This window comes from Blastococcus sp. SYSU D00669, assembly GCF_054050715.1.
This window is the reverse complement of record NZ_JBJGZV010000007.1, coordinates 102898-128005: the sequence shown is the minus strand read 5'-3', so window position 1 is coordinate 128005 and position 25108 is coordinate 102898. Positions and strand designations below refer to the sequence as shown.

The following is a 25108-nucleotide window of genomic DNA, read 5'->3' as shown; positions in this document are numbered from 1 at the left end:
CCTCTTCGTGGGTCGCCTCTTCGGGACCGACGGGGTGCGGGGTCTGGCCAACGCCGACCTCACCCCCGAACTGGCCCTCTCGGTGGCCCGCGCGGCCGCCGGGGTGCTCGCCGACCGCGACGGGACGTCACGTCCCGTCGCGGTCGTCGGCCGTGATCCCCGCGCCAGCGGGGAGATGCTCGAGGCAGCCGTCGTGGCCGGGCTCTCCAGCGCCGGCGCCGAGGTGCTGCTCGCCGGCGTCCTGCCGACCCCGGCCCTGGCGTACCTGACCGCCACCTCCGGCGCCGACCTCGGCGTCATGATCTCGGCCAGCCACAACCCGATGCCCGACAACGGCATCAAGCTGTTCAGCCGGGGCGGGCACAAACTGCCCGATGCCGTCGAGGCCGACATCGAGCGGCTGGTCACCGGCCATGTCGACGGCGGGCACCGCCCCACCGGCGCCGGCATCGGCCGGGTCCGCGCCCTCGACGGCGCCGCCGAGGACTACACGACGCACCTGCTCGGCACGCTCGAGCAGCCGCTGGCGGGGCTGGACCTGGTGGTCGACGCCGCGCACGGCGCCGCCGCCGCGATCGCACCCGAGGTGTACCGCCGCGCCGGGGCGAACGTGCACGCCATCGGCTGCGCGCCCGACGGCTGGAACATCAACGACGGCGTCGGCTCCACCCACCTCGGTCCGCTCGTCGACGCCGTCCGGTCGCGCGGTGCCGACCTCGGCCTCGCCCACGACGGCGACGCCGACCGCTGCCTGGCGGTGACCGCCGACGGCGACGTGGTGGACGGCGACGCGATCCTGGCCGTCTGCGCGCTGGCGCTGCACGAGCGCGGCACCCTCAAGCAGGAGACCGTGGTGGCCACGGTGATGAGCAACCTCGGCTTCCACCACACGATGCGCGACGCCGGCATCCAGGTGCACACCACCGCCGTCGGCGACCGCTACGTGCTCGAGGCGCTGCGCACGCTCGACCTGTCGCTCGGCGGCGAGCAGAGCGGGCACCTCGTCTTCCTCGACCACGCCACCACCGGCGACGGCCTGCTCACCGGCCTGTCGCTGATGGCGCGGATGGCGGCCACCGGCGCCTCGCTGGCCGAGCTGAGCTCGGTGGTGGTCAAGCTGCCGCAGGTCCTCGTCAACGTGCCGGTCACCGACCGCCTCGCCGTCGTCGAGAGCGACGAGGTCGCCGCCGCGGTGAACGCGGTGGAGGAGGAGCTCGGCGACTCCGGCCGCGTGCTGCTGCGCCCGTCGGGCACCGAGCAGCTGGTGCGGGTCATGGTCGAGGCACCCACCCAGGAGCAGGCCGACGCCGTCGCCGCCCGCCTCGCCGACGTGGTCGCCGCCGTCAGCTGACGCCGTCCGGGTCGCGGTCGCGGTCGGGCGGCCCAGCGGTCGTGACGGTGCGCACGTTCGCGTGGTGCACGGGGCGGGTGCGGTGCCGTCCGGCGGGGGACCCCCTCGTCGCCGGTACCCTCGGTGACATGTGCGGGATCGTGGGTTACGTCGGCCCGCAGGACGCCCTGGACGTCGTCCTGGAGGGCCTGCGCCGGCTGGAGTACCGGGGGTACGACTCGGCGGGGGTGGCCGTCCGCACGGACGGCGGTGCACTCGCGTCGGCGAAGAAGGCGGGCAAGCTCGCCAACCTCGAGAAGGTGCTCGCCGACACGCCCCTGCCGTCGTCGACGATCGGCATCGGGCACACCCGGTGGGCCACCCACGGCGGCCCGACCGACCGCAACGCCCACCCGCACCTGTCGGCCGACGGCCGGGTGGCGGTGATCCACAACGGGATCATCGAGAACTTCGCGAGCCTGCGCGCCGAGATCGAGGCCACCGGCGTCGAGTTCTCCTCCGAGACCGACACCGAGGTGGTCGCGCACCTGCTCGCCGCGGCGTACCGGGAGCTGCCCGCGGGGCCGGACCGGCTGATCGAGGCGATGCGCGTGGTGAGCCGCCGGCTGGAGGGCGCCTTCACGCTGGTCGCGACGCACGCCGACGAGCCCGACACGCTGGTCGCCTCCCGGCGCAACAGCCCGCTGGTCGTGGGCGTCGGGGACGGCGAGTACTTCCTCGGGTCCGACGTCGCCGCCTTCATCGCCCACACCCGCAACGCCCTCGAGCTCGGTCAGGACCAGGTCGTCGAGATCGACCGCGCGCGCGGGGTCACCGTCACCGACTTCACCGGCCGGCCGGCCGAGCCGAGGGCCTACACGGTCGACTGGGACGCCGCGGCCGCCGAGAAGGGTGGCTACGACTGGTTCATGCTCAAGGAGATCGCCGAGCAGCCGCAGGCCATCGCCGACACCCTGCTGGGCCGGCTGGGCAGCAAGGGCGAGCTCGTCCTCGACGAGGTGCGGCTCTCCGACCAGGAGCTGCGCGACATCGACAAGATCTTCGTCGTCGCCTGCGGGACCGCCTACCACGCCGGTCTGATCGCCAAGTACGCCATCGAGCACTGGACCCGCCTGCCCGTCGAGGTCGAGGTGGCCAGCGAGTTCCGCTACCGCGACCCGGTGCTCGACCGCTCGACGCTCGTCGTCGTCATCAGCCAGTCCGGCGAGACGATGGACACCCTCATGGCGCTGCGGCACGCCAAGGAGCAGAAGGCCCGCGTGCTGGCGATCTGCAACGCCAACGGCTCGACGATCCCGCGCGAGTCCGACGCCGTCCTCTACACCCACGCCGGCCCGGAGGTCGCGGTCGCCTCGACCAAGGGCTTCCTCACCCAGCTGGTCGCCTGCTACCTGGTCGGGCTCTTCCTCGCCCAGGTCCGCGGCATCAAGTACGAGGACGAGGTCAGCTCGGTCGTCGCCGACCTGCGCACGCTGCCGGACAAGGTGGCCCGGGTGCTCGAGCAGATGGAGCCGGTGCGCGAGCTCGGCCGCTCGCTCGCCGACGCCGACCGGATGCTGTTCCTCGGCCGGCACGTCAGCTTCCCGGTCGCGCTGGAGGGGGCGCTCAAGCTCAAGGAGCTCGCCTACATCCACGCCGAGGGCTTCGCCGCCGGCGAGCTCAAGCACGGCCCGATCGCGGTCATCGACGAGGGGACGCCGGTCGTCGTCGTCGTCCCGCCGCGGGCGCGCGAGCTGCTGCACGGCAAGGTGGTGTCCAACATCCAGGAGGTCCGTGCCCGCGGGGCCCGCACCATCGTGATCGCCGAGGAGGGCGACGAGGACGTCGTCCGGTACGCCGACCACGTCATCCGGGTGCCCCGGACGCCGACCCTGCTGGCCCCCGTGGTGACGACCGTGCCGCTGCAGGTCCTCGCCTGCGAGATCGCCGACACCCGCGGCCTCGACGTCGACCAGCCCCGCAACCTGGCCAAGTCCGTCACCGTGGAGTAGAAGGACCGGCTGCCCCCCACGGCACGCTCCGCGCGCCGCGGGTCCCTGCAGCCGGGCCGTTCCAGCACGTCACCAGGCAGACTGGGCGGGTGATCATCGGGGTCGGCATCGACGTGGTGCCCGTGCAGCGCTTCGCGGAGTCGCTCGTCCGGACACCGGGGCTGCGCGACCGGCTCTTCACCGAGGCCGAGCAGCACACGCCCTCGGGGACGCCGCGCACCGGCGAGTCGCTGGCCGCCCGCTTCGCGGCCAAGGAGGCGGTCGCCAAGGCGCTGGGCGCACCGGGCGACCTGCACTGGCACGACGCCGAGGTGACCGTGGGCGAGCACGGCCGCCCGCACCTGGAGATCCGCGGCACGGTCGCCGGCCGCGCCGCCCAGCTCGGCGTCACGTCCTGGCACCTGTCCATGAGCCACGACGGCGGCATCGCCTCGGCGATGGTGGTCGCCGAGGGGCTGGGGCGCGCGTGATCGGCCTGCACACCGCGGACGAGGTGCGGACGGCGGAGGAGCCGGTGCTCGCCGCGACCCCGGAGGGCGCCCTCATGCAGCGGGCCGCCACGGGTCTGGCCACGGTGTGCCTGCGGCTGCTCGGCCGCGCCTACGGCGCCCGCGTGACCGCGCTGGTCGGGGCCGGCAACAACGGCGGCGACGCGCTGTTCGCCGGGGCCGCCCTGGCCGCCCGCGGCGCCCGCGTCACCGCCGTCCTGCTCGCACCGGACCGGGCGCACGCCGCCGGGCTGGCCGCCTTCCGGCGGGCGGGCGGGCGGGTGGTGACCGACGGCGATCCCGGGCTGGCCCGCGCCGACCTCGTCCTCGACGGGATCGTCGGCATCGGCGGCACCGGCGGCCTGCGCCCGCCCGCGGCCGCCCTGGTCGAGGCGGCGGCCACCGGCCCGGGGCTGATGGTCGCCGTCGACGTCCCGAGCGGGGTCGACGCGGACACCGGCGCGGTGCCCGGCGCGGCGTTCCCCGCCCAGCACACGGTCACCTTCGGCGCGGTGAAGCCCGGCCTGGTGGTGGGCGCCGGCCGCGGGTACGCCGGCGTCGTCCACCTCGTCGACATCGGCCTCGACCTGCCCCGGGCGACCGTGCACCAGCTCACCGACGCCGACGTCGCCGCCCGGCTGTCCCCGCCCGGCCCGGACGACGACAAGTACACCCAGGGCGTCGTCGGCATCGTCGCCGGCTCCAGCACCTACCCGGGCGCCGGCGTGCTGTGCACCGGGGCGGCGCTGCGCACCCGGCCGGGCCTGGTCCGCTACGCCGGGACGGCGGCCGACGGCGTCCGCGCCGCCTGGCCGGAGGCGATCGTCACCTCCGGCCGCCCCGCCGACGCCGGCCGGGTGCAGGCCTGGGTGGTGGGCCCCGGGACGGGCACCGACGACGACGCCCGCAGCGTGCTCGCCGAGGTCCTCGCGACCGACCTGCCCGTGCTGGTCGACGCCGACGGCCTGACCATGGCGGCGCGGGAGCCCGACCTGGTCCGGCGGCGGTCGGCGCCCACCGTCCTCACGCCCCACGACCGGGAGTTCGCCCGCTTCGGGTCCGAGGTCGGGGACGACCGGATCGGCGCGGCCCGCCGGCTGGCCGCCGATCTCGGCGCCGTCGTCCTGCTCAAGGGCGACGCCACCGTCGTCGCCGGCCCCGACGGCGCCGCGTTCGTCAACGCGACCGGCACGCCGTGGCTGGCCACCGCCGGCACCGGCGACGTCCTGTCCGGCCTCACCGGCGCGCTGCTGGCCACCGGCCTGCCCGCGGCCGAGGCGGCGGCCGCGGGTGCGCACCTGCACGGCCGCACCGGGCAGCTGGCCGCCGAGCGCGGTCCGCTGCTGGCCGGCGACCTGGTCCGCCGGCTGCCCGACGCGGTGGCCCGGCTGCACGGGGTTCCGGCGCGCCGCCTGGGAGACTGGCGTCCGTGAGCGATGCCCGGGCCGAGGTGGTGGTCGACCTCGACGCCATCGCGGCGAACACCGCCGTGCTGCGCGCGAAGGTCGACCGACCCCTGATGGCGGTGGTCAAGGCCGACGGCTACGGCCACGGCATGCTGCCCGCCGCCCGCGCCGCGCTGGCCGGCGGCGCGGACATGCTCGGGGTCGCGGTCGTCGAGGAGGCGCTGCGGCTGCGCGCCGGCGGCGTCACCGCCCCGCTGCTGGCCTGGCTCAACGGCCCGGGGGAGGACTTCGCCGCCGCGCTCGCCGCCGACGTCGAGGTCTCGGTCAACGCGACGTGGGGCCTCGACGAGGTGGTCGCCGCCGCCCGCGCGACCGGGCGGCCGGCAAGGCTGCACCTGTTCGTCGACACCGGGCTCTCCCGCGAGGGCGCCACCGTGCAGGAGTGGCCCGGCCTGGTCGCCGCCGCCGCACGTGCCCAGGCCGACGGCGAGGTCGAGGTCGTCGGGCTGTGGAGCCACATGGCCTACGCCGACGCGCCGCGGCACCCGACGATCGGCCGCCAGGTCCTCGTCTTCGAGGAGGCGGTGGCGATCGCGCGCGCGGCCGGGCTCACCGACGCCCGCCGGCACCTGGCCAACTCGGCGGCCACCGTCGCGCTGCCGGAGACCTGGTACGACATGGTCCGGCCCGGCATCGCCATCTACGGCCTCGACCCGCTCGGCGGCGACCCCGCCGCGCACGGGCTGCGCCCCGCGATGACCGTGCAGGCACGGGTCGCGCTGACCAAGCGGGTGCCCGCGGGGGCCGGCGTCTCCTACGGCCACGCCTACTCGACGGCGGCCGAGACCACGCTGGCGCTGGTGCCGGTCGGCTACGCCGACGGCGTGCCCCGTGCCGCCGGCAACCGCGCGCCCGTCCTCGCCGCCGGCGCGCGGCGCACCATCGCCGGCCGGGTCTGCATGGACCAGTTCGTGCTCGACGTCGGCGACGACCCGATCGCCCCCGGGGAGCGGGTCGTGCTCTGGGGTCCCGGCACCGCGGGCGAGCCGACGGCGCAGGACTGGGCCGACGTCCTCGACACCATCCACTACGAGCTCGTCACCCGGGTCGGCGGCCGGTTCACCCGCCGCCACGTCGGCTCGGCGGGGGCGGTCTGATGGCGCACCGGCCCATGCGGAAGCAGGCCGGCCACCACGTCTCCACGGGGCAGGTCGCCGGGATCGCCGGCGCCGTCCTCGGGCTCGCCGCCGCGGGCACCGCGGTCGGCGTCGCCGTGGCCAAGGTGGCCACCCGCCGGCGGGCCGCGCCGCCGCAGCTGCCCGAGTCGGCGGCCGACGAGGCGGAGCTGCGCGAGGACGACCCGCTCGGGCCGGCCGGACGGCGGGCCGACCGCACCGCGCTGGTGCAGGCCGACGACGGCGTGCTGCTGTCGGTCGAGGAGGTCGGCCCGCTCGACGCCCCGCTGACCGTCGTCTTCGTGCACGGCTACACGCTCTCGATGGCGTCGTGGGCGTTCCAGCGCCGCTCCCTGGGCGCGCAGCTCGCCACCGCGAACGGGTCCCGCCCCACCGCGCGCCTGGTCTTCTACGACCAGCGCGGGCACGGATCGTCCGGCCGGGGGTCGGCCGAGCACGCCACCCTCGAGCAGCTCGGCCGCGACCTGGCCACCGTGCTCGAGCGGCGGGCACCGCGCGGCCCCGTCGTCCTGGTCGGCCACTCCATGGGCGGCATGACGATCATGGCCCTGGCCGCGCTGCGACCGGAGCTCTTCGGCGACCGCGTGGTGGCCGCCGCGCTCGTCTCGACCTCGAGCGGCAACCTCGCCGAGCTGACGTTCGGGCTGCCGGAGCTGCTCACCCGCGTGCGGGCGGCGGTCCTCCCGGTCGCCGCCTGGACGATGCGCCGCCGCCCCGCCTTCGCCGAGCGGACCCGCCGGTGGGCCGCCGACCTGGTCTCGGCGGTCACCTGGTCGCTGTCGTTCTCGTCCACCGACGTCGAACCGCGGCTGGGCCGCTACGTCGACGCGATGATCGGCGGGACGCCGGTCGACGTGATCGCCGAGTTCTACCCGGCGCTGGCCGGCATGGACGAGATCGGTGCGCTGGAGCCGCTGCGCCGCATCCCCACGCTGGTGCTGACCGGGGACCGGGACCGGATGATCCCGATGGAGCACAGCGACGCCATCGTGGAGCGGCTGCCCGAGGCGGAGTACCTGGTGGTCCCCGACGCCGGCCACCTCGTGCTGCTGGAGAAGCACGAGGAGGTCACCGCGGCGCTGGCCGGCCTGCTGCGCCGGGCCGCCGCCGAGGCCGGCGTCCCGGTCGCCCGGCACTGAGCCGGGCGGTCAGCAGCCGCCGCCGTCCCCGCCGCCTCCGCAGTCGCCGCCGGACCCGCCCCAGCCGCCGCCGTCCCCGCCGCCCCAGAAGACCGGGGTGCAGGAGGAGGAGCCGCCGTCCGCCCACCGCCGCCGGCGGGGCGGCTGCGGCGGGGTGAACAGCCGCTCCCGCAGGTCGGTGTCGGGCATCGCGCGGACCCCGGTGAGGGCGACCAGCAGCGCGCTCGTCCCGGGCGCGACGACGTCGACCGGCGGGTCCTGGCGCAGCTGCCGGAGCAGGCGGCGGCCCTCGCGGGTCAGGAGCGGCCGGCCGGGCCGGAAGCGCCGGCTGCGCCCGGGGACCACCAGCCCGTCGGCGGCCAGCCGGGCACCGAGGGCGGTGATCCGCTCGTCCTCGGCCGCCCGCCACCGCAGCGTCGACGCCGACCGGCGGGGCCGGGCCCCCACCTGGTCGAGGACCGCGGCCTCGACGGGGGAGCGGCGGCGCAGGCCGGTCGCGGCCAGCGCGCCGGTCGGGGTCGCGGTCACGCGGCCGCTCTCGGCCAGGGCGGCCAGCGCGGTGTCGACGACGTGGGTGGGGCCGCCGGTGAGGTAGGCGATCTCGTACACGTCGAGGAGGCGGGTCGGTGCCGTCATCGTCGTCCGTCCTTCGGTCGGGGAACCGGGTGCTGCGGCCGCACCGTGACGGTGGCACGACCGAGCCGGCGTGCGAAAGCTGGCTTGCAACATTGCACGCACTCCGGCGAGGATGGTCCGGTGATCGACAGCCCCTCGGTGCGCGAGCGCCGGCTCGCCGCCGAGCTGCGGCTGCTGCGCGAGGTCGATCAGCTGCACGGCAAGGACGTCGCCGAGCGCCTGGGGTGGTCGGCGTCGAAGGTGTCGCGCATCGAGAACGGCCGGATCGGGATCAGCCCCGACGACCTGGAGCGCCTGATCGAGCTCTACGGGGTGCCCGAGCAGCAGGCCGCCTTCCTGCGCAAGCTCGCCCCCTCCGCGCGGCCCAAGGGGTGGTGGGACGCCTACGCCGACACCCTCTCGGCCGGGTACGCCGACCTCATCCGGCTGGAGGCGGGCTCGCGCGCGCTGCGCTGCTACGCCGCGGTCGTCCCGCACGCGCTGCTCCAGGCGCCGGACTACGTCCGCGAGGTCGTCCTCGCCACCTGGGAGCGGCCGCCGCAGACGGAGGTCGACCGGCGGGTCCAGATCTGCCGCCGCCGGCAGGAGGTGCTCGAGCCGGACCGGCCGGGCGGACCGCTGGAGCTCTCGGCGGTCGTCGACGAGGCGGTGCTGCACCGCCGGACCGCCGATCCCGGGGTGCTGCGCGGCCAGCTGCAGCGGCTGCTCGAGGTCACCGCGCAGCCGAACGTCACGGTGCAGGTGCTGCCGTTCGCCGCGGGGCTGCCGCCGGTGACCTCCGGCTCGTTCTCCGTGCTGGAGTCGCGCGCGACCGGCGCGGCCGACGTCGTCTACCTGGAGAACAAGACCCGCATCTTCTTCCTCGACGCCGAGGGCGAGGTGCACCGCTACACCCGGGCGTGGGAGCTGATCAGCGAGACGGCGCAGGACCCCGAGGAGTCGCGGGCGACGATCCGCCGGGCCCTGGCGGCGCTCTGAGCGCCGCCGCCTATGGTGCAACGCGTGGCCGCACCCCGTCCGCCCCGCCTCGACGCGGCCGCCGAGGAGGTCGCGCGGACCGCGGCCGCGGCGGCCGACTGGGCGGCGCTGGCCGCCGCCGCCCGCCCCTGCCTCGCCTGCCCCGAGCTGGCCGCCGCCCGGCAGCACGTCGTCGTCGGCGACGTCCCGCGCGCCGGCCGGCCCCGGTTCGCGCTCGTCGGCGAGGCGCCCGGCGCCCAGGAGGACGCCACCGGGCGGCCCTTCGTCGGGAGGTCGGGCGCGCTGCTGGACCAGCTGCTCGCCGAGGCCGGTCTCGACCGGGAGCAGGCCGCCGTCCTGAACGTGGTGAAGTGCCGGCCACCGGGCAACCGGACGCCGAAGGCACCCGAGGTCGCCCGCTGCAGCGGCTGGCTGCGCCGCCAGCTGGAGCTGCTCGACCCGCCGGTCGTGATCGCGCTCGGGCTGTCGTCGGCCAAGTGGTTCCTCGGCCCGCGCACCGTGCTGGCCGCCGTCCGCGGCGCCCCCCACCACGTCGACGGCCGGGCCGTCTGGGCGACCTACCACCCGTCGGCGGCGATCCGGTTCGGCCCGAACGGCGCCCCGCGCGCGGGCCTGGCCGCCGACCTCGCTGCCGTCGCCAGGAGCCTGTCGTGAAGCTCGAGCACACCCTGCCCGCCCCGGCGGACACCCGCGCGCTCGGGGCGGAGCTGGCCGGTCTGCTGCGGGCCGGCGACCTCGTCGTGCTGGTCGGGCCGCTGGGCGCCGGCAAGACCGCGCTCACCCAGGGCATCGGCGACGGCCTGGGCGTGCGCGAGCCGGTCACGTCCCCGACGTTCGTCATCGCCCGCGTGCACACCGGCGGCCGGCTGCCCCTCGTGCACGTCGACGCCTACCGGCTGGGCAGCGTCGCCGACGTCGACGACCTCGACCTCGACGCGTCCACCGAGGAGTCGGTGACCGTCGTGGAGTGGGGGCAGGGCCTGGTCGAGCAGCTCACCGACGAGCACCTGGAGGTGCGGCTCGACCGGCGGGACGACGACGTGCGCACCGCCGTCCTCGTCCCGCACGGCGCCGGGTGGGCCGAGCGGCTCGGCTGATCAGCCCGCCTTCCCGGCGATCTCGCGGAGGACCGCCGCGAGCTCCGCGGGCCGGGCGAGGAACGGCGAGTGCCCGCCGCCCATCCGGACGACGGTGCCCGCCCGCTGTGCCATGGCCTCCTGCGCGAACACCGGGATGGCCCGGTCGTCCTCGCAGACGACGTACGTGCTCGGGACCGACCGCCAGGCCGCCCGGCTCAGCGGCTGCTCGAACGCGGCGAGGGAGTGCACGCCCAGCCGCCCGACCGCCTCGGCGGTGAGGTCGGCCGGGCAGTCGTCGTAGAACACCTCCTCGGGGGTGCGGACGGCGACGTGCCCGTCCCGCACGTCCCACCACGGCGGCGCCTGCCCGCCGACCGCACCCAGCAGCGACTCCCCCTCGTCGAGCAGGAAGGCGCACAGGTAGACAAGGTGCGCGGCCCCGCTGTCCGGGGTGACCGCCTCGGTGACGACGGCGCCGGCGTAGGAGTGGCCCACGACGACCGCGGGCCCGTCGATGCCCGCCAGCGCGCCGCGCACCGCCTCCGCGTCGGCGTGCAGGTCGCCCAGCGCGTCGGGGTCCGGGCCCGCGCTGGGCAGGTCGACGGTGCGGACCTCGACGCCGTCCAGGTGGTCGAGCAGCGGGCGCCAGGCCCACGAGCCGTGCCAGGCGCCGTGGACGAGCAGCAGGGTGGCGGTCACGCGGGGGCCTCTCCGTCGAGGAGTGGGGACGCTGGAGTGGATCATGAGCGCGGGCGTCCGCGCCACGCCCCCCGCCGCCGTCCTGGTTCCGTCGGTGGCCGGGTCTACGGTCCGGCGCATGTCGCTGGAGGGGAAGGTCGCCCTGGTCGCCGGAGCCACGCGCGGGGCGGGCCGGGGGACGGCGGTGGCGCTCGGCGAGGCCGGCGCGACCGTCTACTGCACCGGGCGGACGACGCGGGAGCAGCGGTCGGAGTACGACCGGCCGGAGACGATCGAGGAGACCGCGGAGCTGGTGACCGCCGCCGGGGGCACGGGCATCGCCGTCCGGGTCGACCACCTGGAGCCGGAGCAGGTCGCCGGCCTCGTGCGGCGCATCGACGCCGAGCAGGGGCGGCTCGACGTCCTGGTCAACGACGTGTGGGGCGGCGAGACGCTGTTCCAGTGGGGCACCCCGCTGTGGGAGCACGACCTCGCCAACGGCCTGCGCCTGCTGCGGCTCGCGGTCGAGACGCACCTGGTCACCAGCCACGCGGCGCTGCCGCTGCTGATCCGGCGGCCGGGCGGCCTGGTGGTCGAGATGACCGACGGCACCGCCGCGTACAACGCCGGCACCTTCCGCATCAACGCGTTCTACGACCTGGCCAAGGCCTCGGTGCTGCGGCTGGCGTTCGCGCAGTCGAAGGACCTCGCACCGCACGGCGGGACGGCGGTGGCGCTGACGCCGGGCTGGCTGCGGTCGGAGATGATGCTCGAGGCGTTCGGGGTCACCGAGGACAACTGGCGCGACGCCCTCGAGCGGGTGCCGCACTTCGCCATCTCGGAGTCCCCGCGGTTCGTCGGTCGCGCGGTGGCGGCGCTCGCCGCCGATCCGGAGCTCCACCGGCACAACGGCCGGTCCACCTCCAGCGGCGAGCTGGCGCGGGAGTACGGGTTCACCGACCTCGACGGGTCGGCGCCGGACTGCTGGCGGTACCTGGTCGAGGTGCAGGACGCCGGGAAGCCCGCCGACGTCACCGGCTACCGCTAGGCGGCCGACCCGGGCGCCAGGCCGGGTCGAACCCCGGGTGGTCGGCGAAGTGCAGGGCCAGGCGCCACAGGGCGCGGTGCAGGCCGTCGGCGGCGAGCCGATAGGCGTCGGCCGGCTCGGCGTCGGGGTCCTCGGCCCAGGAGGCGACGACCTGCCACGTGTCCAGCAGGCGCTCGACGACGTCGCAGTTCGCCAGCGCGGCGCCCGGATCGGCGAAGCGGTCGCTCGACCGGGCCTCCGCGGCAGCGCGCACCGTCTCCGCCGTGCGCTCCGCGAGGAAGTGCCGCAGCGGCCACACCCGCGACCAGTCCGGCGGCGTCCCGGGTTCTGCGGGCGCGCGCCGGCTGCGTGCCTCCTCGCGCAGCTCCAGGGCTCGCAGCCGCTCGGCCGCGGCCCACGTGCGCAGCAGGTCGGGGGTCCTCACCGCCTCGGGGGTGTGGCCGGCCCGGCGCAGCTGCTGGAGCGGGGTGCGGAACTCGGTCACGGTGGCGACCTCCTTCCCGGTACGCGAAGTACAGACCCACGGGCGGAGGAAGGCAACTCCCCGTCCGGGTGGGCCCGGCCGCACGCCTACGCTGGGCGCTCGTGCTGGTCCTCGCCCTCGACACCGCCACCCCGACCCTCGTCGCCGGGGTGGCGCGCTGGTCCGACGGCGGGGTGGAGGTGCTGGCCGAGCGGGCGGTGCCGTCGGGCAACCGGCACGCCGAGCTGCTGACCCCCGCGATCCGCGGCGCGCTCGCCGACGCCGGCGTGCGCACCGGGGACCTGGAGTCGGTCGTCGTCGGGCTGGGCCCGGGGCCGTTCACCGGCCTGCGCGTGGGGGTGGTGACGGCGGCGACGCTGGCCGACGCCCGCGGGCTGCCGGCGGTCGGGGTCTGCTCGCTGGACGCGATCGGCACCGGCCCCCGCACCGTGGTGACCGACGCCCGCCGCAAGGAGGTCTACTGGGCCGCCTACGACGGCGACGGCACCCGCACGGCGGGCCCGGGTGTGGACCGGCCGGAGGAGCTGGCCGCGGACGGGCCGTTCGTCGGGGACGAGCGCTTCGCCGAGCGCCTCGGCGCGCCGGTCACCCCGGCCGCCGTCACCACGGCCGGCCTGCTGCGGGCCGCGGCGCCGCAGCTGGTGGGCCCCTCGTCCGCCGGGCCGCTCGTCCCGCTGTACCTCCGCCGTCCCGACGCCACCCCGCCGACGTCGGTCAAGCCGGTGTCGCGGTGATCCGGTTGCGACCCATGCGGCTGGCGGACGTGCCGGCGGTGATGGTGCTCGAGGAGGAGCTCTTCGCCCCCGACACGTGGACCGCGGCGATGTACCGCGACGAGCTGTCGCGCACCGACACCCGCCACTACCTGGTGGCCGAGGAGGACGACTCGGTGGTCGGCTACGCCGGGCTGATCGCCTACGCCGACGAGGCGCACGTGGCGACGATCGGCGTCACGCAGGCCCGGCAGGGCGAGGGGATCGGGGCGCGGCTGCTCGACGCACTGCTCGAGGAGGCCGACCGCCGCAGCCCGGTGGTGCTGCTGGAGGTCCGGGCCGACAACGAGGTGGCGCAGGGGCTCTACCGGCGCCGCGGGTTCGCCGAGATCGGCCGGCGGCGGGGCTACTACCAGCCGAGCGGGACCGACGCCGTGGTGATGAAGAGGGAGCTGCTGTGAGCGAGCCGCTGGTGCTCGGGTTCGAGACGTCGTGCGACGAGACCGGCGTCGGTCTCGTGCGCGGGCACACCCTGCTCGCCGACGCACTGGCCACCTCGGTCGGCGAGCACGAGCGCTTCGGCGGCGTCGTCCCCGAGATCGCCTCCCGGGCGCACCTGGAGGCGATGGTCCCGACGGTGCACCGCGCGCTCGCCGACGCCGGCGCGACCGTGGACGACGTCGACGCGATCGCCGTCACCTCCGGGCCCGGCCTCACCGGCGCGCTGCTGGTCGGGGTGGCCGCGGCCAAGGCCTACGCGCTGGCGCTGGACAAGCCGCTGTACGGCGTCAACCACCTGGCCGCGCACGTCGCCGTCGACGAGCTGCAGCACGGGCGGCTGGCCGAGCCGACGCTGGCGCTGCTGGTCTCGGGCGGGCACAGCTCGCTGCTGCTCGTCCCCGACCTCGCCCGCGACGTGCAGTCGCTGGGCCGCACCATCGACGACGCGGCGGGGGAGGCCTTCGACAAGGTGGCCCGCCTGCTGGGCCTGCCCTTCCCCGGCGGTCCGCCGATCGACAGGGCCGCCCGCGAGGGCGACCCCGCGGCGATCGACTTCCCGCGCGGGCTCACCGGCCCGCGCGACGCCCCCTACGACTTCTCGTTCTCCGGCCTGAAGACGGCGGTCGCGCGCTGGGTGGAGGCGCGGCAGCGTGCGGGGGAGCCGGTGCCGGTGGCCGACGTCGCCGCCTCGTTCCAGGAGGCGGTCGCCGACGTGCTCACGGCCAAGGCGGTGCGGGCCTGCCGCGACCACGGGGTGGACCACCTGGTGCTCGGCGGCGGCGTCGCGGCGAACTCGCGGCTGCGCGCGCTGGCCGAGGAGCGCTGCGCCGCGGCCGGCATCGTGCTGCGCGTGCCCAGCCCCCGGCTGTGCACCGACAACGGCGCCATGGTGGCCGCGCTCGGCTCGCGCCTGGTGGCCGCGGGGGTGACGCCGTCGGAGCCCGACCTCGGTGCCGACAGCTCGCTGCCGATCGACGTCGTCTCGCGGTGACCGGAGGCTGACAGCGCAGGTTCTCTGCGCGCTCAGCCTCCGGTGACGTCGCAGACGATCGCGGTGGGCGCGCCGGCCACCCGGGTGACGACGACGACGGCTGTGCCCGCAGCGGGCCCGCGCAGCTGCCGCACCAGGGTCTCCGGTTCGATCGCCGAGCCGCGCTTCTTGACCACCACCCGGCCGACGCCGCGGGCCCGGAGCAGGGCGCGCAGCCGCTTCAGGTTGAACGGCAGCACCTCGTCGACCCGGTAGGAGCTCACCCAGGGCGAGCCCGGGTGGGCGTCGGAGGTGAGGTAGGCGATCGTCGCGTCGACCAGCGTGGCGTCGAGCCGGCGGCCGACCAGCGACACCAGCCCCGAGCGGATGACCGCCGGGTCGGGCTCGTGCAGCCAGCCGCGGACCGGCCCCACCGGCGCCGGCCCCGGGTCCTCGTCGGCGGTCAGCTCGAGGAACCCGCCGTCGTGCGCCAGGGTCGCCCGGCGCCAGGTCGAGGCGAGGCCACGGCCCCAGAGCAGCGCCTCGGCGATGCTCCCGCCCACCGACACCCACTCGGCCTCGACGCCGTCGGGGACCCGGTCGTGGTCGAGACCGGGGGCCACCTTCACCACGCACCGGGGGACGCGGTCGAGCAGCGTCGCCACCGTCGACCACGGCGGCGACCAGCGGTCGGGGTCCAGCCGGCGGCGCCCGCCGGCCCGCCGGGCGGGGTCGAGCACGGCCGCCGGGCAGCCGGCCACCCAGCCGTGCTCGGCCCGGTCGACCACGTCGACGACGTCGCCGGCGACCACCCGCACCAGCGGTGCGACGCCGAGCGCGGCGGCGTTGGCCGCGGTCAGCTCCCGCGCCAGCGGGTCGCGGTCGAGGGCCACCACCGAGGCGCCCCGCCGGGCGAGCGCCACGGTGTCGGTGCCGGCGCCGCAGCCGAGGTCGGCCGCGGGACCGCCGTCGGCGAGCAGTCGCGCGGCCCTGCGGTCGGCGAGATCCGGCCGCCCGGCCTGCTCCAGGGTGTCGGCCGTGAGGTGGAGCAGGTCGGCGTCCGCGCCGAAGACCGGTCGCGCCCGCACGCGCAGGCGGGCCAGCTCCCAGGCCGGGCCGGCCAGCTCGGCGCCGAGCTCGTCGCGGAGGCGGGAGAGGCCGGTCAGCAGGTCCACGCCCTCCGAGAGCAGCCCGGCCGCGCGCTGGACCGCCGCGCTGCCCTCCGCCGTGCGCAACCGGCGCAGCGCGGCGACCGCGCCGTCGGCCGGCAGCGGATCGGGAGCGGCGGACATGCGCACAGCGTCGCGCACACCGTGCTCGCGGGCCGGGGGGACCCGGTTGAGCGGCTGGCACTCTCGTGGGTAGAGTGCCAACCGACACGGGCACAGTCGCCTGACCCCCGCGACGGCAGGCCGGTTCCCGTGCCACAGCATCAGCACCAGTCACCAGCCCTGCGATCCCGAAGGGGGCGTCACCGACGTGACGACCGCTACCAAGGTCAGCATCAAGCCGCTGGAGGACCGGGTCGTGGTCCAGGCCAACGAGGCCGAGACCACCACCGCCTCCGGTCTGGTCATCCCGGACACCGCCAAGGAGAAGCCGCAGGAGGGCACGGTCATCGCCGTGGGCCCCGGTCGCATCGACGACAACGGCAACCGCGTCCCGCTCGACGTCAACGTCGGCGACGTGGTCATCTACTCCAAGTACGGCGGCACCGAGGTCCGGTACGGCGGCGAGGAGTACCTCGTCCTGTCGGCGCGCGACCTGCTCGCCGTCGTGGAGAAGTGACCTCTCCGGCCTGCTGAGCGAACCGCTCTCCCACGACCGCCCCGGCGGCCCGCGCACACCGGGTCCCCGGGGCGGTCGTCGTACGACCCCCTGACACCGAGAGGTCTGGCATGGCCAAGATCATCAAGTTCAACGAGGACGCCCGGCGCTCGCTCGAGCGCGGCGTCGACAAGCTCGCCGACGCGGTCAAGGTGACCCTCGGCCCGCGCGGCCGGAACGTCGTGCTCGACAAGAAGTTCGGCGCCCCGACGATCACCAACGACGGCGTCACCATCGCCCGCGAGGTCGAGCTCGAGGACCCGTACGAGAACCTCGGCGCGCAGCTGGCGAAGAACGTCGCCACCAAGACCAACGACGTCGCCGGCGACGGCACCACGACGGCGACCGTGCTGGCCCAGGCGCTGGTCCACGAGGGGCTGCGCAACGTGGCCGCCGGCGCCAACCCGATCGCGCTCGGCCGCGGCATGCGCGCCGCCGTCGACGCCGTGCACCAGGCGCTGGACAAGGTCGCCATCCCCGTCGACGACCGCGCCGCGATCGCCGGCGTCGCCACCGTCTCCGCCCAGGACGCCACGGTCGGCGACCTGATCGCCGAGGCGATGGACAAGGTGGGCAAGGACGGCGTGATCACCGTCGAGGAGTCCAACACCATGGACACCGACCTCGACGTCACCGAGGGCGTCCAGTTCGACAAGGGCTTCCTGTCGCCGTACTTCATCACCGACGCCGACGCGCAGGAGGCCGTCCTCGACGACGTCCTCGTGCTGCTCGTCAGCGGCAAGGTCAGCGCGCTGGCCGACCTGCTCCCGCTGCTGGAGAAGGTGCTCGGCCGGGGGAACTCGCCGCTGCTCATCGTCGCCGAGGACGTCGAGGGCGAGGCGCTGTCCACCCTCGTCGTCAACTCGATCCGCAAGACCATCAAGGTCGTCGCGGTGAAGTCGCCCTACTTCGGCGACCGGCGCAAGGCGTTCATGCAGGACCTCGCCGTCGTCACCGGCGGTCAGGTGGTCAGCGAGGACGTCGGCCTCAAGCTCGACAGCGTGGGCCTCGAGGTGCTCGGCACCGCGCGGCGGGTCACCGTCTCCAAGGACACGACCACGATCGTCGACGGCGGCGGCTCCAAGGACGCCATCGGCGACCGCGTGGCGCAGATCCGCCGCGAGATCGAGGCCACCGACTCCGACTGGGACCGCGAGAAGCTGCAGGAGCGGCTGGCCAAGCTCGCGGGCGGCATCGGCGTGATCCGCGTCGGCGCGGCCACCGAGATCGAGATGAAGGAGAAGAAGCACCGCATCGAGGACGCCATCGCCGCGACCAAGGCCGCGGTGGAGGAGGGCGTCGTCCCCGGCGGCGGCTCGGCCCTGGTGCACGCCGCCACGGCGATCGACGCCCTCGACCTCGACGGTGACGAGGCCACCGGCGCCGGCATCGTCCGCCGCGCGCTCGACGCCCCGCTGGCCCGCATCGCGGCCAACGCCGGCTTCGAGGGCCCGGTCGTGGTCAGCCGGGTGCGCGACCTCGGCGAGGGGCGGGGCTTCAACGCCGCCACCGGCGAGTTCGGCGACCTGGCCGAGCAGGGCGTCATCGACCCGGTCAAGGTCACCAAGGCCGCGCTCGGCAACGCCGCGTCGATCGCCTCGATGATCCTGACCACCGACTCCGCCGTCGTCGAGGCGCCGGAGGAAGAGCACGACCACGCGGGCGGCCACCACACGCACGGCCACTCGCACGGGCACGGCCACTCCCACTGAGCCCGGAGCCCGGCAGACGCAGAGGGCCGGTCCAGCAGCAGCTGGACCGGCCCTCTGTGCGTCGAGGGGGCGGCTAGACCCCGGCGGCGACGGCGGCGGGCTCCGCGGCGATCAGCCGGGCCCGCTCCTCCTCGCTCATGCCGCCCCACACCCCGTAGGGCTCGCGGACCGAGAGGGCGTGCTTCAGGCAGGCCTCGACCACGGGGCACTTCGCGCACACGGCCTTGGCCGCGGCCTGCCGCCGGGCCCGCGCCGGACCCCGCTCCCCGTCGGGGTGGAAGAACAGGGACGTGCTCTCGCCACGGCAGGCGCCGTGCAGCTGCCAGTCCCACACCTCGGCGACGGGCGTCGGGAGTCGGCGGATGTCGGCCATGTCGTCCTCCAGGGCTCGGGTCGGCGAGCCGGCGGGGGGCGCGTCCGGCTGCAAGGGGGCCGGTGCCCGAGCCCCCGGACGGTCAAACACGCCCGGGCGGCGCATTTTCGCCCCGTTTCCCCGATCGCGCGACCTCACCCCCGGGAGTGAGGGCTGCTGTTGCCCCTCCACGCAGTCGATCAAGGTGTTCTCGGGAGGCGCCGACGACCGGGTGGGGGAACCCGGCGCGGCGCGGCCCAGCGCAGCGGACGGCGGTCTCCCCGGCGGGGGAGGCCCCGTCCGAGCGACACCCGGCCGGGCGCTCCCCGGTCGGCAGGGACACCGGCCGGCAACCCGTCCGGGGGAACGAGGAGCAGGCGTGATCGACGATCGGATGCGCGGTCCGGGCCACGGTGCCACGACCGTCTGGGTGTACGACGAGCGGCGCCGGGTGCGCGACGACATCGCGTCGCGGCTGGTGGCCCTGCCCTTCGTGGGCCGGGTCGAGGTCGTCGGCGACGCCCAGTCGCTGCTGTCCCGGCTGGCCACCCGCACGCCCGACGTGCTGCTGGTCGGCACCCAGCGGGCGGTCGACTCGGGGCTGACCGCCGCCACCCAGGCGCTGCGCGCCCACCCCAACCTCCCGGTGCTGGTGCTCGGCGCGCCCGACGACGCCGAGACCGTCCGCGCGGCCGTCGCCTTCGGCGCCCGCGGCTACCTGCGCTGGGACGCCTCGCCGATCGAGATGGGCCTCGGCCTGTCCCGCGTCGGGCTGCGCGCCGACGGCCGGATCCCGGCGCCCGCCGGGCCGCCGCGCGAGCTGTCCTCCATCGGCGCCTCCCCGGTGCCGGCCTGGAACGGCGCCGCCCCGCTGGCCGGCTCGCAGCCGACCACGGTGCGCTCGACGGTGCGCGAGCTGGCCCCGGTGCAGCTGTCCATGCGCGAGATGCAGGTGCTCACCGGCATGAGCCAGGGCAAGAGCAACGCCCAGATCGGCCGCGAGCTCTACCTCTCCGAGGACACCATCAAGACCCACGCCCGGCGGCTGTTCCGCAAGCTCGGCGCCAAGGACCGCGCCGAGGCCGTCGCGACGGGCTTCCGCCGCGGCATGATGCAGTAACCACCTCTCCGACGATCATGGCGTCGGAACCACCTCCCGAGCTGCGGAGGTGGTTCCGGCGCCATGATCGCGTGGAGGGGGAGGTCAGGACCGGCAGCGGAGGGTGCCCGCCGCGAGGCGGTCCAGGACGGCGCTCGCGAGCGCTGACGCCGGCCCGGTGTCCGTCGGCACGTGCCGGGGGTCCAGGCCGGCGGCCGCGAACTGGCGGTGCATCCGCCGGGTCGCGCCGGCGTCGGTGAAGCCGTGGCCGGTCCGCGTCGCCACCCGCCGCAGGCACTCGTCCCCGGGCCGCAGCAGGACGGCGCAGGCGAGCTCGGCCTGCCCCGTCGCGGCGGCGAACGCCGGCAGGAGCCACGGCCCGACGACGCCGTCGCAGGCCGCCGCGTAGCCACCGCGGGCCAGGCGTCCGGCCGCGGCGGCGGCCGCCTGCAGGACGACCTCGTCCTGCTCGTGCGCCTCGGGCAGCCACGGCTCGACCCAGCCGCCGGCCACGAACGCGAGGAAGTCGTCACCGGGCACCAGGCCGACTTCGGGAAGCGGCCGGCGAGCTGGCGCGCCACCGTGGACTTGCCGGACCCGGGCGGGGCGCTGACCAGGACCAGCCCGGCTCCCGGGACGGCGGGCTCAGTCCTCGCGGGCGTGGCGGCCGCGGGGCTGACCGTCCTCCTCGTGCTCGGCGGCCGCGGCGACGCCGTCGGCGTACCCGCTGGCGTAGTCCCAGCTCACGTAGTCGTCGGGGTTCGGGTCGAACGGCGGCTCGTGCCGGCCGGTCTGGCCCTCCTCGAGCAGCTGCCGCAGGTTGGCCTGCATGAGCGCCCAGTCGACGTGGTGCTCCTCCTCGCAGTCCGGGCAGTCGACGACGATCCCCTTGATGCCCGTCGGCTCCAGCAGGGTGCGGAACACCTCGAGCTCGGCGAGGTCGTCGAGGACGCCGGCGCGCTCCTCCATCGTCAGCGGCGGCGGCCCCGGGCGGTCGTCGCGCCCGTAGTCTCCCGATGCGTCGTCCCAGCTGTTCACGGCCTCCACGGTAGTGCGCCGACAGGGGAAAGACCGCCCCCTCCACGGCGCCGCCTACGATCGTGTGCGGTCCCTCCGCGCCCGGCCAGGGGCGCGCCCGCCGCCACGGGACCCACGAGCGAAGGGGTGGCCGCCGACGATGCAGCCCGACGACCGCGTGCCAGAGCTGCCGGCGAAGTTCGCTCCGCTCGGCCTGACCTACGACGACGTCCTGCTCATCCCGGGGCCGTCCGACGTCGTCCCCAACGAGGTCGACACCAGCAGCCGGCTGACCCGCCGGATCCGCCTCGCCGTCCCCCTCGTCTCCAGCGCGATGGACACCGTCACCGAGGCCCGCATGGCGATCGCCATGGCCCGGGTCGGGGGCGTGGGCATCCTGCACCGCAACCTGGCCGCCGAGGAGCAGGCCGGCCAGGTCGACCTGGTCAAGCGCTCCGAGGCCGGCATGGTGACCAACCCGGTGACCGCCTCGCCGGACAACACCCTCGCCGAGCTCGACGCGCTCTCCGCCCGCTACCGCATCTCCGGCGCGCCCGTCGTCGACGCCGACGGCGTGCTGGTCGGCATCTGCACCAACCGCGACATGCGGTTCGAGACCGACAAGAACCGGCTCGTCCGCGACGTGATGACGCCGATGCCGCTCGTGACCGCGCCCGTCGGGGTCGACGCCGACACCGCGCTGCAGCTGCTCTCCCGGCACAAGGTCGAGAAGCTGCCGCTGGTCGACGACGCCGGCCGGCTGCGCGGGCTGATCACCGTCAAGGACTTCGTCAAGCGCGACCAGTACCCCAACGCCACCAAGGACGCCGACGGCCGCCTGGTCGTCGGCGCCGCCCTCGGGGTGGGCGACGACGCCTACAAGCGCGCCGGCCTGCTCGTCGACGCCGGCGTCGACGTCCTCATCGTCGACACCGCGCACGGCCACCAGCGCGCCGTCCTCGACATGGTCGCCCGGGTCAAGGAGGACTTCGGCGGCGAGGGCGGCATCGACGTCGTCGGCGGCAACGTGGCCACCCGCGCCGGCGCCCAGGCGCTCATCGACGCCGGCGCCGACGCGGTCAAGGTCGGGGTCGGCCCCGGCTCGATCTGCACCACCCGCGTCGTGGCCGGCGTGGGCGTCCCGCAGGTCACCGCCGTCTACGAGGCGTCGCTGGCTGCCGGCCCGGCCGGCGTCCCGGTCATCGCCGACGGCGGCCTGCAGTACTCCGGCGACATCGCCAAGGCGCTGGTCGCCGGCGCGTCGACCGTGATGATCGGCGGGCTGTTCGCCGGCGTCGAGGAGGCGCCCGGCGAGCTGGTCTTCGTCAACGGCAAGCAGTTCAAGACCTACCGCGGCATGGGCTCGCTGGGCGCCATGCAGAAGCGCGGCAACCAGTCGTACAGCCGCGACCGCTACTTCGCCGACGACGTCCTCTCCGACGACAAGCTCGTCCCCGAGGGCATCGAGGGCCAGGTGCCCTACCGCGGCCCGCTCGCCGGCGTCGCCCACCAGCTCGTCGGGGGCCTGCGGGCGTCGATGGGCTACGCGGGCGCGCCGACCATCGACCACCTGCGCGAGCACGGGCAGCTCACCCGGATCACCTCTGCCGGCCTGGTCGAGAGCCACCCGCACGACATCCAGATGACCGTCGAAGCACCCAACTACCGGGGGCGGTGACGATGCCCGTGCGCGAGACCGTCGAGATCGGCCTCAACCGCTTCGCCCGCCGCGGCTACGACCTCGACGAGGTCTCGATCGTGCCGTCGCGGCGCACCCGGGACGTCGACGACGTCTCGACCGCCTGGCAGATCGACGCCTTCCGCTTCGACATCCCCCTGGTCACCAGCCCCTCGGACGCCGTGGTCAGCCCCGAGACGGCGATCGCGGTCGGGCAGGCCGGCGGCCTCGGCGTGCTCAACGCCGAGGGGCTGTGGGCCCGCTACGAGGACCCGCTGCCGGTGTACCGCAAGCTGCGCGAGGCGGCCGGCCGGGTCGGCCCGCCGGTCGCGCTGCTGCAGGAGGTCTACTGCGAGCCGGTCAAGCCCGACCTGATCACCGCGCGGATCCGGGAGGTGCGCGACGCCGGGGTGACGACGGCGGTCCGCGTCTCGCCGCAGCACACCGAGCAGCTCGCCCCCGCGGCGCTGGCCGCCGGGGTCGACCTGCTGGTCATCCAGGGCACCGTGGTCTCGGCCGAGCACGTCACCACCCAGGGAGACGCGCTCAACCTCAAGGAGTTCATCGCCGACCTCGACGTGCCGGTCATCGTCGGCGGCGCGGCCGACTACCGCACCGCGCTGCACCTCATGCGCACCGGCGCGGCCGGCGTGATCGTCGGCGTCGGCGCCGACAGCTTCTCCACGACCGACCTCGTGATGGGCATCCGCGTGCCGCTGGCCAGCGCGATCGCCGACGCCGCGGCCGCCCGCCGCGACTACCTCGACGAGACCGGCGGCCGCTACGTGCACGTCATCGCCAACGGCCGGATCGAGACCAGCGGGTCGATCGCTCGGGCGCTGGCCTGCGGCGCCGACGCCGTCCAGCTGGGCGAGCCGCTGCGGATCGGCCGCGAGGTGCCCGGCGGCGGTGTGTGGTGGGACTCGGTGGCCGCCCACCCGCGGCTGCCCCGGGGCGGCGCCTCGGCGCCGCTGCCGCCGGCCGGCTCGCTGCAGCAGGTGCTGCTCGGCCCGGCCGAGGAGGCCGACGGCCGCACCAACCTCTTCGGCGCGCTGCGCCGCACCATGGCCAAGACCGGCTACCGGGACCTCAAGGAGTTCCAGCGGGTCGACCTCGTCCTAGGGGGAGGGACCCCCCGGGAGGGGGCCCCCGGGCAGCAGAGCCTGGGGGGCTGAGCGGGTGGACTTCCCGACCGTCCTGGTCGTCGACTTCGGCGCGCAGTACGCCCAGCTCATCGCCCGGCGGGTCCGCGAGGCCGGCGTCTACTCCGAGATCGTCCCGTCGACGACGCCGGCCGAGGAGATCCTGGCCCGCAAGCCGGCCGCGATCGTGCTCTCCGGCGGGCCGTCGAGCGTCTACGCGCCCGGCGCCCCGCAGATCGACCCGGCGCTGTTCGAGTCCGGCACCCCGGCGTTCGGCATCTGCTACGGCTTCCAGGCGATGGCGCAGACGCTCGGCGGCACCGTCGCGCGCACCGGCGACCGGGAGTACGGCGGCACCCCGCTGACCGTCACCACCGGCGGTGCGCTGTTCGGCAGCCTGCCGGTGCAGCAGTCGGTGTGGATGAGCCACGGGGACGCCGTCGCCGAGGCCCCGCCCGGCTTCACCGTCACGGCCACCTCGACCGGGGCGCCGGTCGCCGCGTTCGAGGACGTCGACCGCAAGCTCGCCGGGGTGCAGTTCCACCCCGAGGTGCGGCACACCTCGCACGGCCAGTCGGTGCTCGAGCACTTCCTCTTCGACATCGCCGGCCTCGAGCGGACCTGGACGATGAGCAACGTCGTCGACGAGCAGGTGGCCGCGATCCGCGAGCAGATCGGCGACCGACGGGCGCTGTGCGCGCTGTCCGGCGGGGTCGACTCCGCGGTCGCCGCGGCGCTGGTGCAGCGCGCCATCGGCGACCGGCTCACCTGCGTGTACGTCGACCACGGGCTGATGCGCGCGGGGGAGACCGAGCAGATCGAGCGGGACTTCGCCGCGACCACCGGGGCGGACCTCCGGGTCGTCGACGCGAGCGAGCAGTTCCTCTCCGCGCTGGCCGGGGTCGGCGACCCGGAGGAGAAGCGGAAGATCATCGGCCGCGAGTTCATCCGGGTGTTCGAGCAGGCGGCCACCGACGTCGTCGCCGACGCCCAGGCGCACGGCGAGAGCGTCGACTTCCTGGTGCAGGGCACGCTCTACCCCGACGTCGTCGAGTCCGGGGGCGGCACCGGGACGGCGAACATCAAGAGCCACCACAACGTCGGCGGGCTGCCCGAGGACCTCACGTTCACCCTCGTCGAGCCGCTGCGCACGCTCTTCAAGGACGAGGTGCGCGAGGTGGGCCGGCAGCTCGGCCTGCCCGACCGCCTGGTGCAGCGGCAGCCCTTCCCCGGGCCGGGGCTGGGCATCCGCATCGTCGGCGAGGTGACCCGCGAGCGGCTGGACGTGCTGCGCAGGGCCGACGCCATCGCCCGCGAGGAGCTCACGAACGCGAAGCTGGACACCGAGATCTGGCAGTGCCCGGTGGTGCTGCTCGCCGACGTCCGCTCGGTGGGCGTGCAGGGCGACGGGCGCACCTACGGGCACCCGGTCGTGCTCCGCCCTGTGTCCAGCGAGGACGCCATGACCGCCGACTGGACCCGCCTGCCCTACGACGTGCTGGCGAGGATCTCCACGCGGATCACCAACGAGGTGCCCGACGTCAACCGCGTCGTCCTCGACGTCACGAGCAAGCCGCCCGGCACCATCGAATGGGAATGAGCGGTAGAAGGACCCCGCTGCCC

The 25108-nt window shown here is 75.7% G+C and carries 26 protein-coding genes; 19 read left to right on the top strand and 7 right to left on the bottom strand.

Annotation, left to right across the window (positions count from 1 at the left end):
- Window positions 1-7: 7 nt before the first annotated feature.
- From glmM to ACI8AF_RS07410, 6 genes are all read left to right on the top strand, one after another.
- Window positions 8-1351: a phosphoglucosamine mutase gene (gene glmM, locus ACI8AF_RS07435; protein ID WP_456539053.1), complete on the top strand. Its 1344-nt coding sequence runs from the start codon at window positions 8-10 to the stop codon at window positions 1349-1351.
- Between the two features lie 128 nt (window positions 1352-1479).
- A complete protein-coding gene (gene glmS / locus ACI8AF_RS07430; RefSeq protein WP_456539052.1) occupies window positions 1480-3342 on the top strand; it encodes a glutamine--fructose-6-phosphate transaminase (isomerizing) in 1863 nt (620 codons plus the stop codon).
- A gap of 89 nt (window positions 3343-3431) precedes the next feature.
- Window positions 3432-3812: a holo-ACP synthase gene (locus ACI8AF_RS07425; RefSeq protein WP_456539051.1), complete on the top strand. Its 381-nt coding sequence runs from the start codon at window positions 3432-3434 to the stop codon at window positions 3810-3812.
- Window positions 3809-5263, top strand: coding sequence for an NAD(P)H-hydrate dehydratase (locus ACI8AF_RS07420; protein ID WP_456539050.1), 1455 nt, complete (start codon window positions 3809-3811; stop codon window positions 5261-5263). Before ACI8AF_RS07425 ends, ACI8AF_RS07420 begins: the two co-directional genes overlap by 4 nt.
- A complete protein-coding gene (gene alr / locus ACI8AF_RS07415) occupies window positions 5260-6393 on the top strand; it encodes an alanine racemase (protein WP_456539049.1) in 1134 nt (377 codons plus the stop codon). The genes ACI8AF_RS07420 and alr overlap by 4 nt, the downstream gene beginning before the upstream one ends.
- A 14-nt stretch (window positions 6394-6407) precedes the next feature.
- The gene (locus tag ACI8AF_RS07410) at window positions 6408-7571 is read left to right on the top strand and encodes an alpha/beta fold hydrolase (protein WP_456539048.1); all 1164 of its coding nucleotides are present in this window, start codon (window positions 6408-6410) and stop codon (window positions 7569-7571) included.
- Window positions 7572-7580: 9 nt separating this feature from the next.
- Here ACI8AF_RS07410 and ACI8AF_RS07405 read toward each other — a convergent pair whose 3' ends face one another.
- Window positions 7581-8207, bottom strand: a complete 627-nt coding sequence (locus tag ACI8AF_RS07405; protein ID WP_456539047.1) for a TIGR04222 domain-containing membrane protein — start codon at window positions 8205-8207, stop codon at window positions 7581-7583.
- Between the two features lie 120 nt (window positions 8208-8327).
- On the opposite strand from ACI8AF_RS07405, the gene ACI8AF_RS07400 reads away from it, so the two are divergent.
- From ACI8AF_RS07400 to tsaE, 3 genes are read left to right on the top strand one after another with little or no spacing between them, the layout of a single operon-like run.
- Window positions 8328-9185, top strand: a complete 858-nt coding sequence (locus tag ACI8AF_RS07400; RefSeq protein ID WP_456539046.1) for a helix-turn-helix domain-containing protein — start codon at window positions 8328-8330, stop codon at window positions 9183-9185.
- Between the two features lie 24 nt (window positions 9186-9209).
- Window positions 9210-9839, top strand: coding sequence for a uracil-DNA glycosylase (locus tag ACI8AF_RS07395; RefSeq protein WP_456539045.1), 630 nt, complete (start codon window positions 9210-9212; stop codon window positions 9837-9839).
- Window positions 9836-10282, top strand: a complete 447-nt coding sequence (tsaE, locus tag ACI8AF_RS07390; protein WP_456539044.1) for a tRNA (adenosine(37)-N6)-threonylcarbamoyltransferase complex ATPase subunit type 1 TsaE — start codon at window positions 9836-9838, stop codon at window positions 10280-10282. The genes ACI8AF_RS07395 and tsaE overlap by 4 nt, the downstream gene beginning before the upstream one ends.
- On the opposite strand, the gene ACI8AF_RS07385 is transcribed toward tsaE, so the two are convergent.
- Entirely contained in the window at window positions 10283-10963 is a 681-nt protein-coding gene (locus ACI8AF_RS07385; RefSeq protein WP_456539043.1) for an alpha/beta hydrolase, read from the bottom strand. It abuts the gene before it with no gap.
- Between the two features lie 118 nt (window positions 10964-11081).
- On the opposite strand from ACI8AF_RS07385, the gene ACI8AF_RS07380 reads away from it, so the two are divergent.
- Window positions 11082-11990: an SDR family oxidoreductase gene (locus tag ACI8AF_RS07380; protein WP_456539042.1), complete on the top strand. Its 909-nt coding sequence runs from the start codon at window positions 11082-11084 to the stop codon at window positions 11988-11990.
- On the opposite strand, the gene ACI8AF_RS07375 is transcribed toward ACI8AF_RS07380, so the two are convergent.
- On the bottom strand, window positions 11974-12474 hold the full coding sequence (locus ACI8AF_RS07375) for a DUF6221 family protein (protein WP_456539041.1): 501 nt from the start codon (window positions 12472-12474) through the stop codon (window positions 11974-11976). The two genes, ACI8AF_RS07380 and ACI8AF_RS07375, sit on opposite strands and share 17 nt — an antisense overlap.
- A 101-nt stretch (window positions 12475-12575) precedes the next feature.
- Here ACI8AF_RS07375 and tsaB point away from each other — a divergent pair, with 101 nt between their 5' ends.
- The 3 genes from tsaB to tsaD are packed head-to-tail and all read left to right on the top strand — an operon-like array spanning window position 12576 to window position 14679.
- The gene (gene tsaB / locus ACI8AF_RS07370) at window positions 12576-13208 is read left to right on the top strand and encodes a tRNA (adenosine(37)-N6)-threonylcarbamoyltransferase complex dimerization subunit type 1 TsaB (protein ID WP_456539040.1); all 633 of its coding nucleotides are present in this window, start codon (window positions 12576-12578) and stop codon (window positions 13206-13208) included.
- Window positions 13209-13222: 14 nt separating this feature from the next.
- Complete coding sequence (gene rimI, locus ACI8AF_RS07365) at window positions 13223-13648, top strand: ribosomal protein S18-alanine N-acetyltransferase (RefSeq protein ID WP_456539039.1); 426 nt, start codon at window positions 13223-13225, stop codon at window positions 13646-13648.
- Window positions 13645-14679: a tRNA (adenosine(37)-N6)-threonylcarbamoyltransferase complex transferase subunit TsaD gene (gene tsaD, locus ACI8AF_RS07360; protein ID WP_456539038.1), complete on the top strand. Its 1035-nt coding sequence runs from the start codon at window positions 13645-13647 to the stop codon at window positions 14677-14679. The genes rimI and tsaD overlap by 4 nt, the downstream gene beginning before the upstream one ends.
- A 32-nt stretch (window positions 14680-14711) precedes the next feature.
- Here the strand turns inward: tsaD and ACI8AF_RS07355 are convergent, their stop codons facing one another.
- The gene (locus ACI8AF_RS07355; RefSeq protein ID WP_456539037.1) at window positions 14712-15950 is read right to left on the bottom strand and encodes a THUMP-like domain-containing protein; all 1239 of its coding nucleotides are present in this window, start codon (window positions 15948-15950) and stop codon (window positions 14712-14714) included.
- 187 nt (window positions 15951-16137) lie between these two features.
- Here ACI8AF_RS07355 and groES point away from each other — a divergent pair, with 187 nt between their 5' ends.
- Both groES and groL read left to right on the top strand, forming a co-directional pair.
- Window positions 16138-16446, top strand: a complete 309-nt coding sequence (gene groES / locus ACI8AF_RS07350) for a co-chaperone GroES (RefSeq protein ID WP_456539036.1) — start codon at window positions 16138-16140, stop codon at window positions 16444-16446.
- Window positions 16447-16556: 110 nt separating this feature from the next.
- The gene (gene groL, locus ACI8AF_RS07345; protein WP_456539035.1) at window positions 16557-18197 is read left to right on the top strand and encodes a chaperonin GroEL; all 1641 of its coding nucleotides are present in this window, start codon (window positions 16557-16559) and stop codon (window positions 18195-18197) included.
- A 73-nt stretch (window positions 18198-18270) separates the two neighbouring features.
- Here groL and ACI8AF_RS07340 read toward each other — a convergent pair whose 3' ends face one another.
- Window positions 18271-18570 (bottom strand): WhiB family transcriptional regulator, encoded by a 300-nt coding sequence (locus ACI8AF_RS07340; protein WP_456539034.1) that lies wholly within the window; start codon window positions 18568-18570, stop codon window positions 18271-18273.
- Between the two features lie 358 nt (window positions 18571-18928).
- Between ACI8AF_RS07340 and ACI8AF_RS07335 the strand changes: the two genes are divergently transcribed.
- Complete coding sequence (locus tag ACI8AF_RS07335; RefSeq protein WP_456539033.1) at window positions 18929-19669, top strand: response regulator transcription factor; 741 nt, start codon at window positions 18929-18931, stop codon at window positions 19667-19669.
- A gap of 84 nt (window positions 19670-19753) precedes the next feature.
- On the opposite strand, the gene ACI8AF_RS07330 is transcribed toward ACI8AF_RS07335, so the two are convergent.
- Together ACI8AF_RS07330 and ACI8AF_RS07325 are read right to left on the bottom strand one after the other, a co-directional pair.
- On the bottom strand, window positions 19754-20188 hold the full coding sequence (locus tag ACI8AF_RS07330) for a hypothetical protein (protein ID WP_456539032.1): 435 nt from the start codon (window positions 20186-20188) through the stop codon (window positions 19754-19756).
- Window positions 20189-20293: 105 nt separating this feature from the next.
- Complete coding sequence (locus tag ACI8AF_RS07325; protein ID WP_456539031.1) at window positions 20294-20686, bottom strand: DUF5319 family protein; 393 nt, start codon at window positions 20684-20686, stop codon at window positions 20294-20296.
- 139 nt (window positions 20687-20825) lie between these two features.
- Between ACI8AF_RS07325 and guaB the strand changes: the two genes are divergently transcribed.
- The 3 genes from guaB to guaA are packed head-to-tail and all read left to right on the top strand — an operon-like array spanning window position 20826 to window position 25085.
- Window positions 20826-22343 carry an IMP dehydrogenase gene (guaB, locus tag ACI8AF_RS07320; RefSeq protein WP_456539030.1) on the top strand — a complete coding sequence of 506 codons (1518 nt, stop codon included), beginning with the start codon at window positions 20826-20828 and terminating at the stop codon, window positions 22341-22343.
- A gap of 2 nt (window positions 22344-22345) precedes the next feature.
- The gene (locus tag ACI8AF_RS07315) at window positions 22346-23518 is read left to right on the top strand and encodes a GuaB3 family IMP dehydrogenase-related protein (protein WP_456539090.1); all 1173 of its coding nucleotides are present in this window, start codon (window positions 22346-22348) and stop codon (window positions 23516-23518) included.
- Between the two features lie 4 nt (window positions 23519-23522).
- Window positions 23523-25085, top strand: a complete 1563-nt coding sequence (gene guaA / locus ACI8AF_RS07310; RefSeq protein ID WP_456539029.1) for a glutamine-hydrolyzing GMP synthase — start codon at window positions 23523-23525, stop codon at window positions 25083-25085.
- The last annotated feature ends 23 nt before the right edge of the window (window positions 25086-25108 follow it).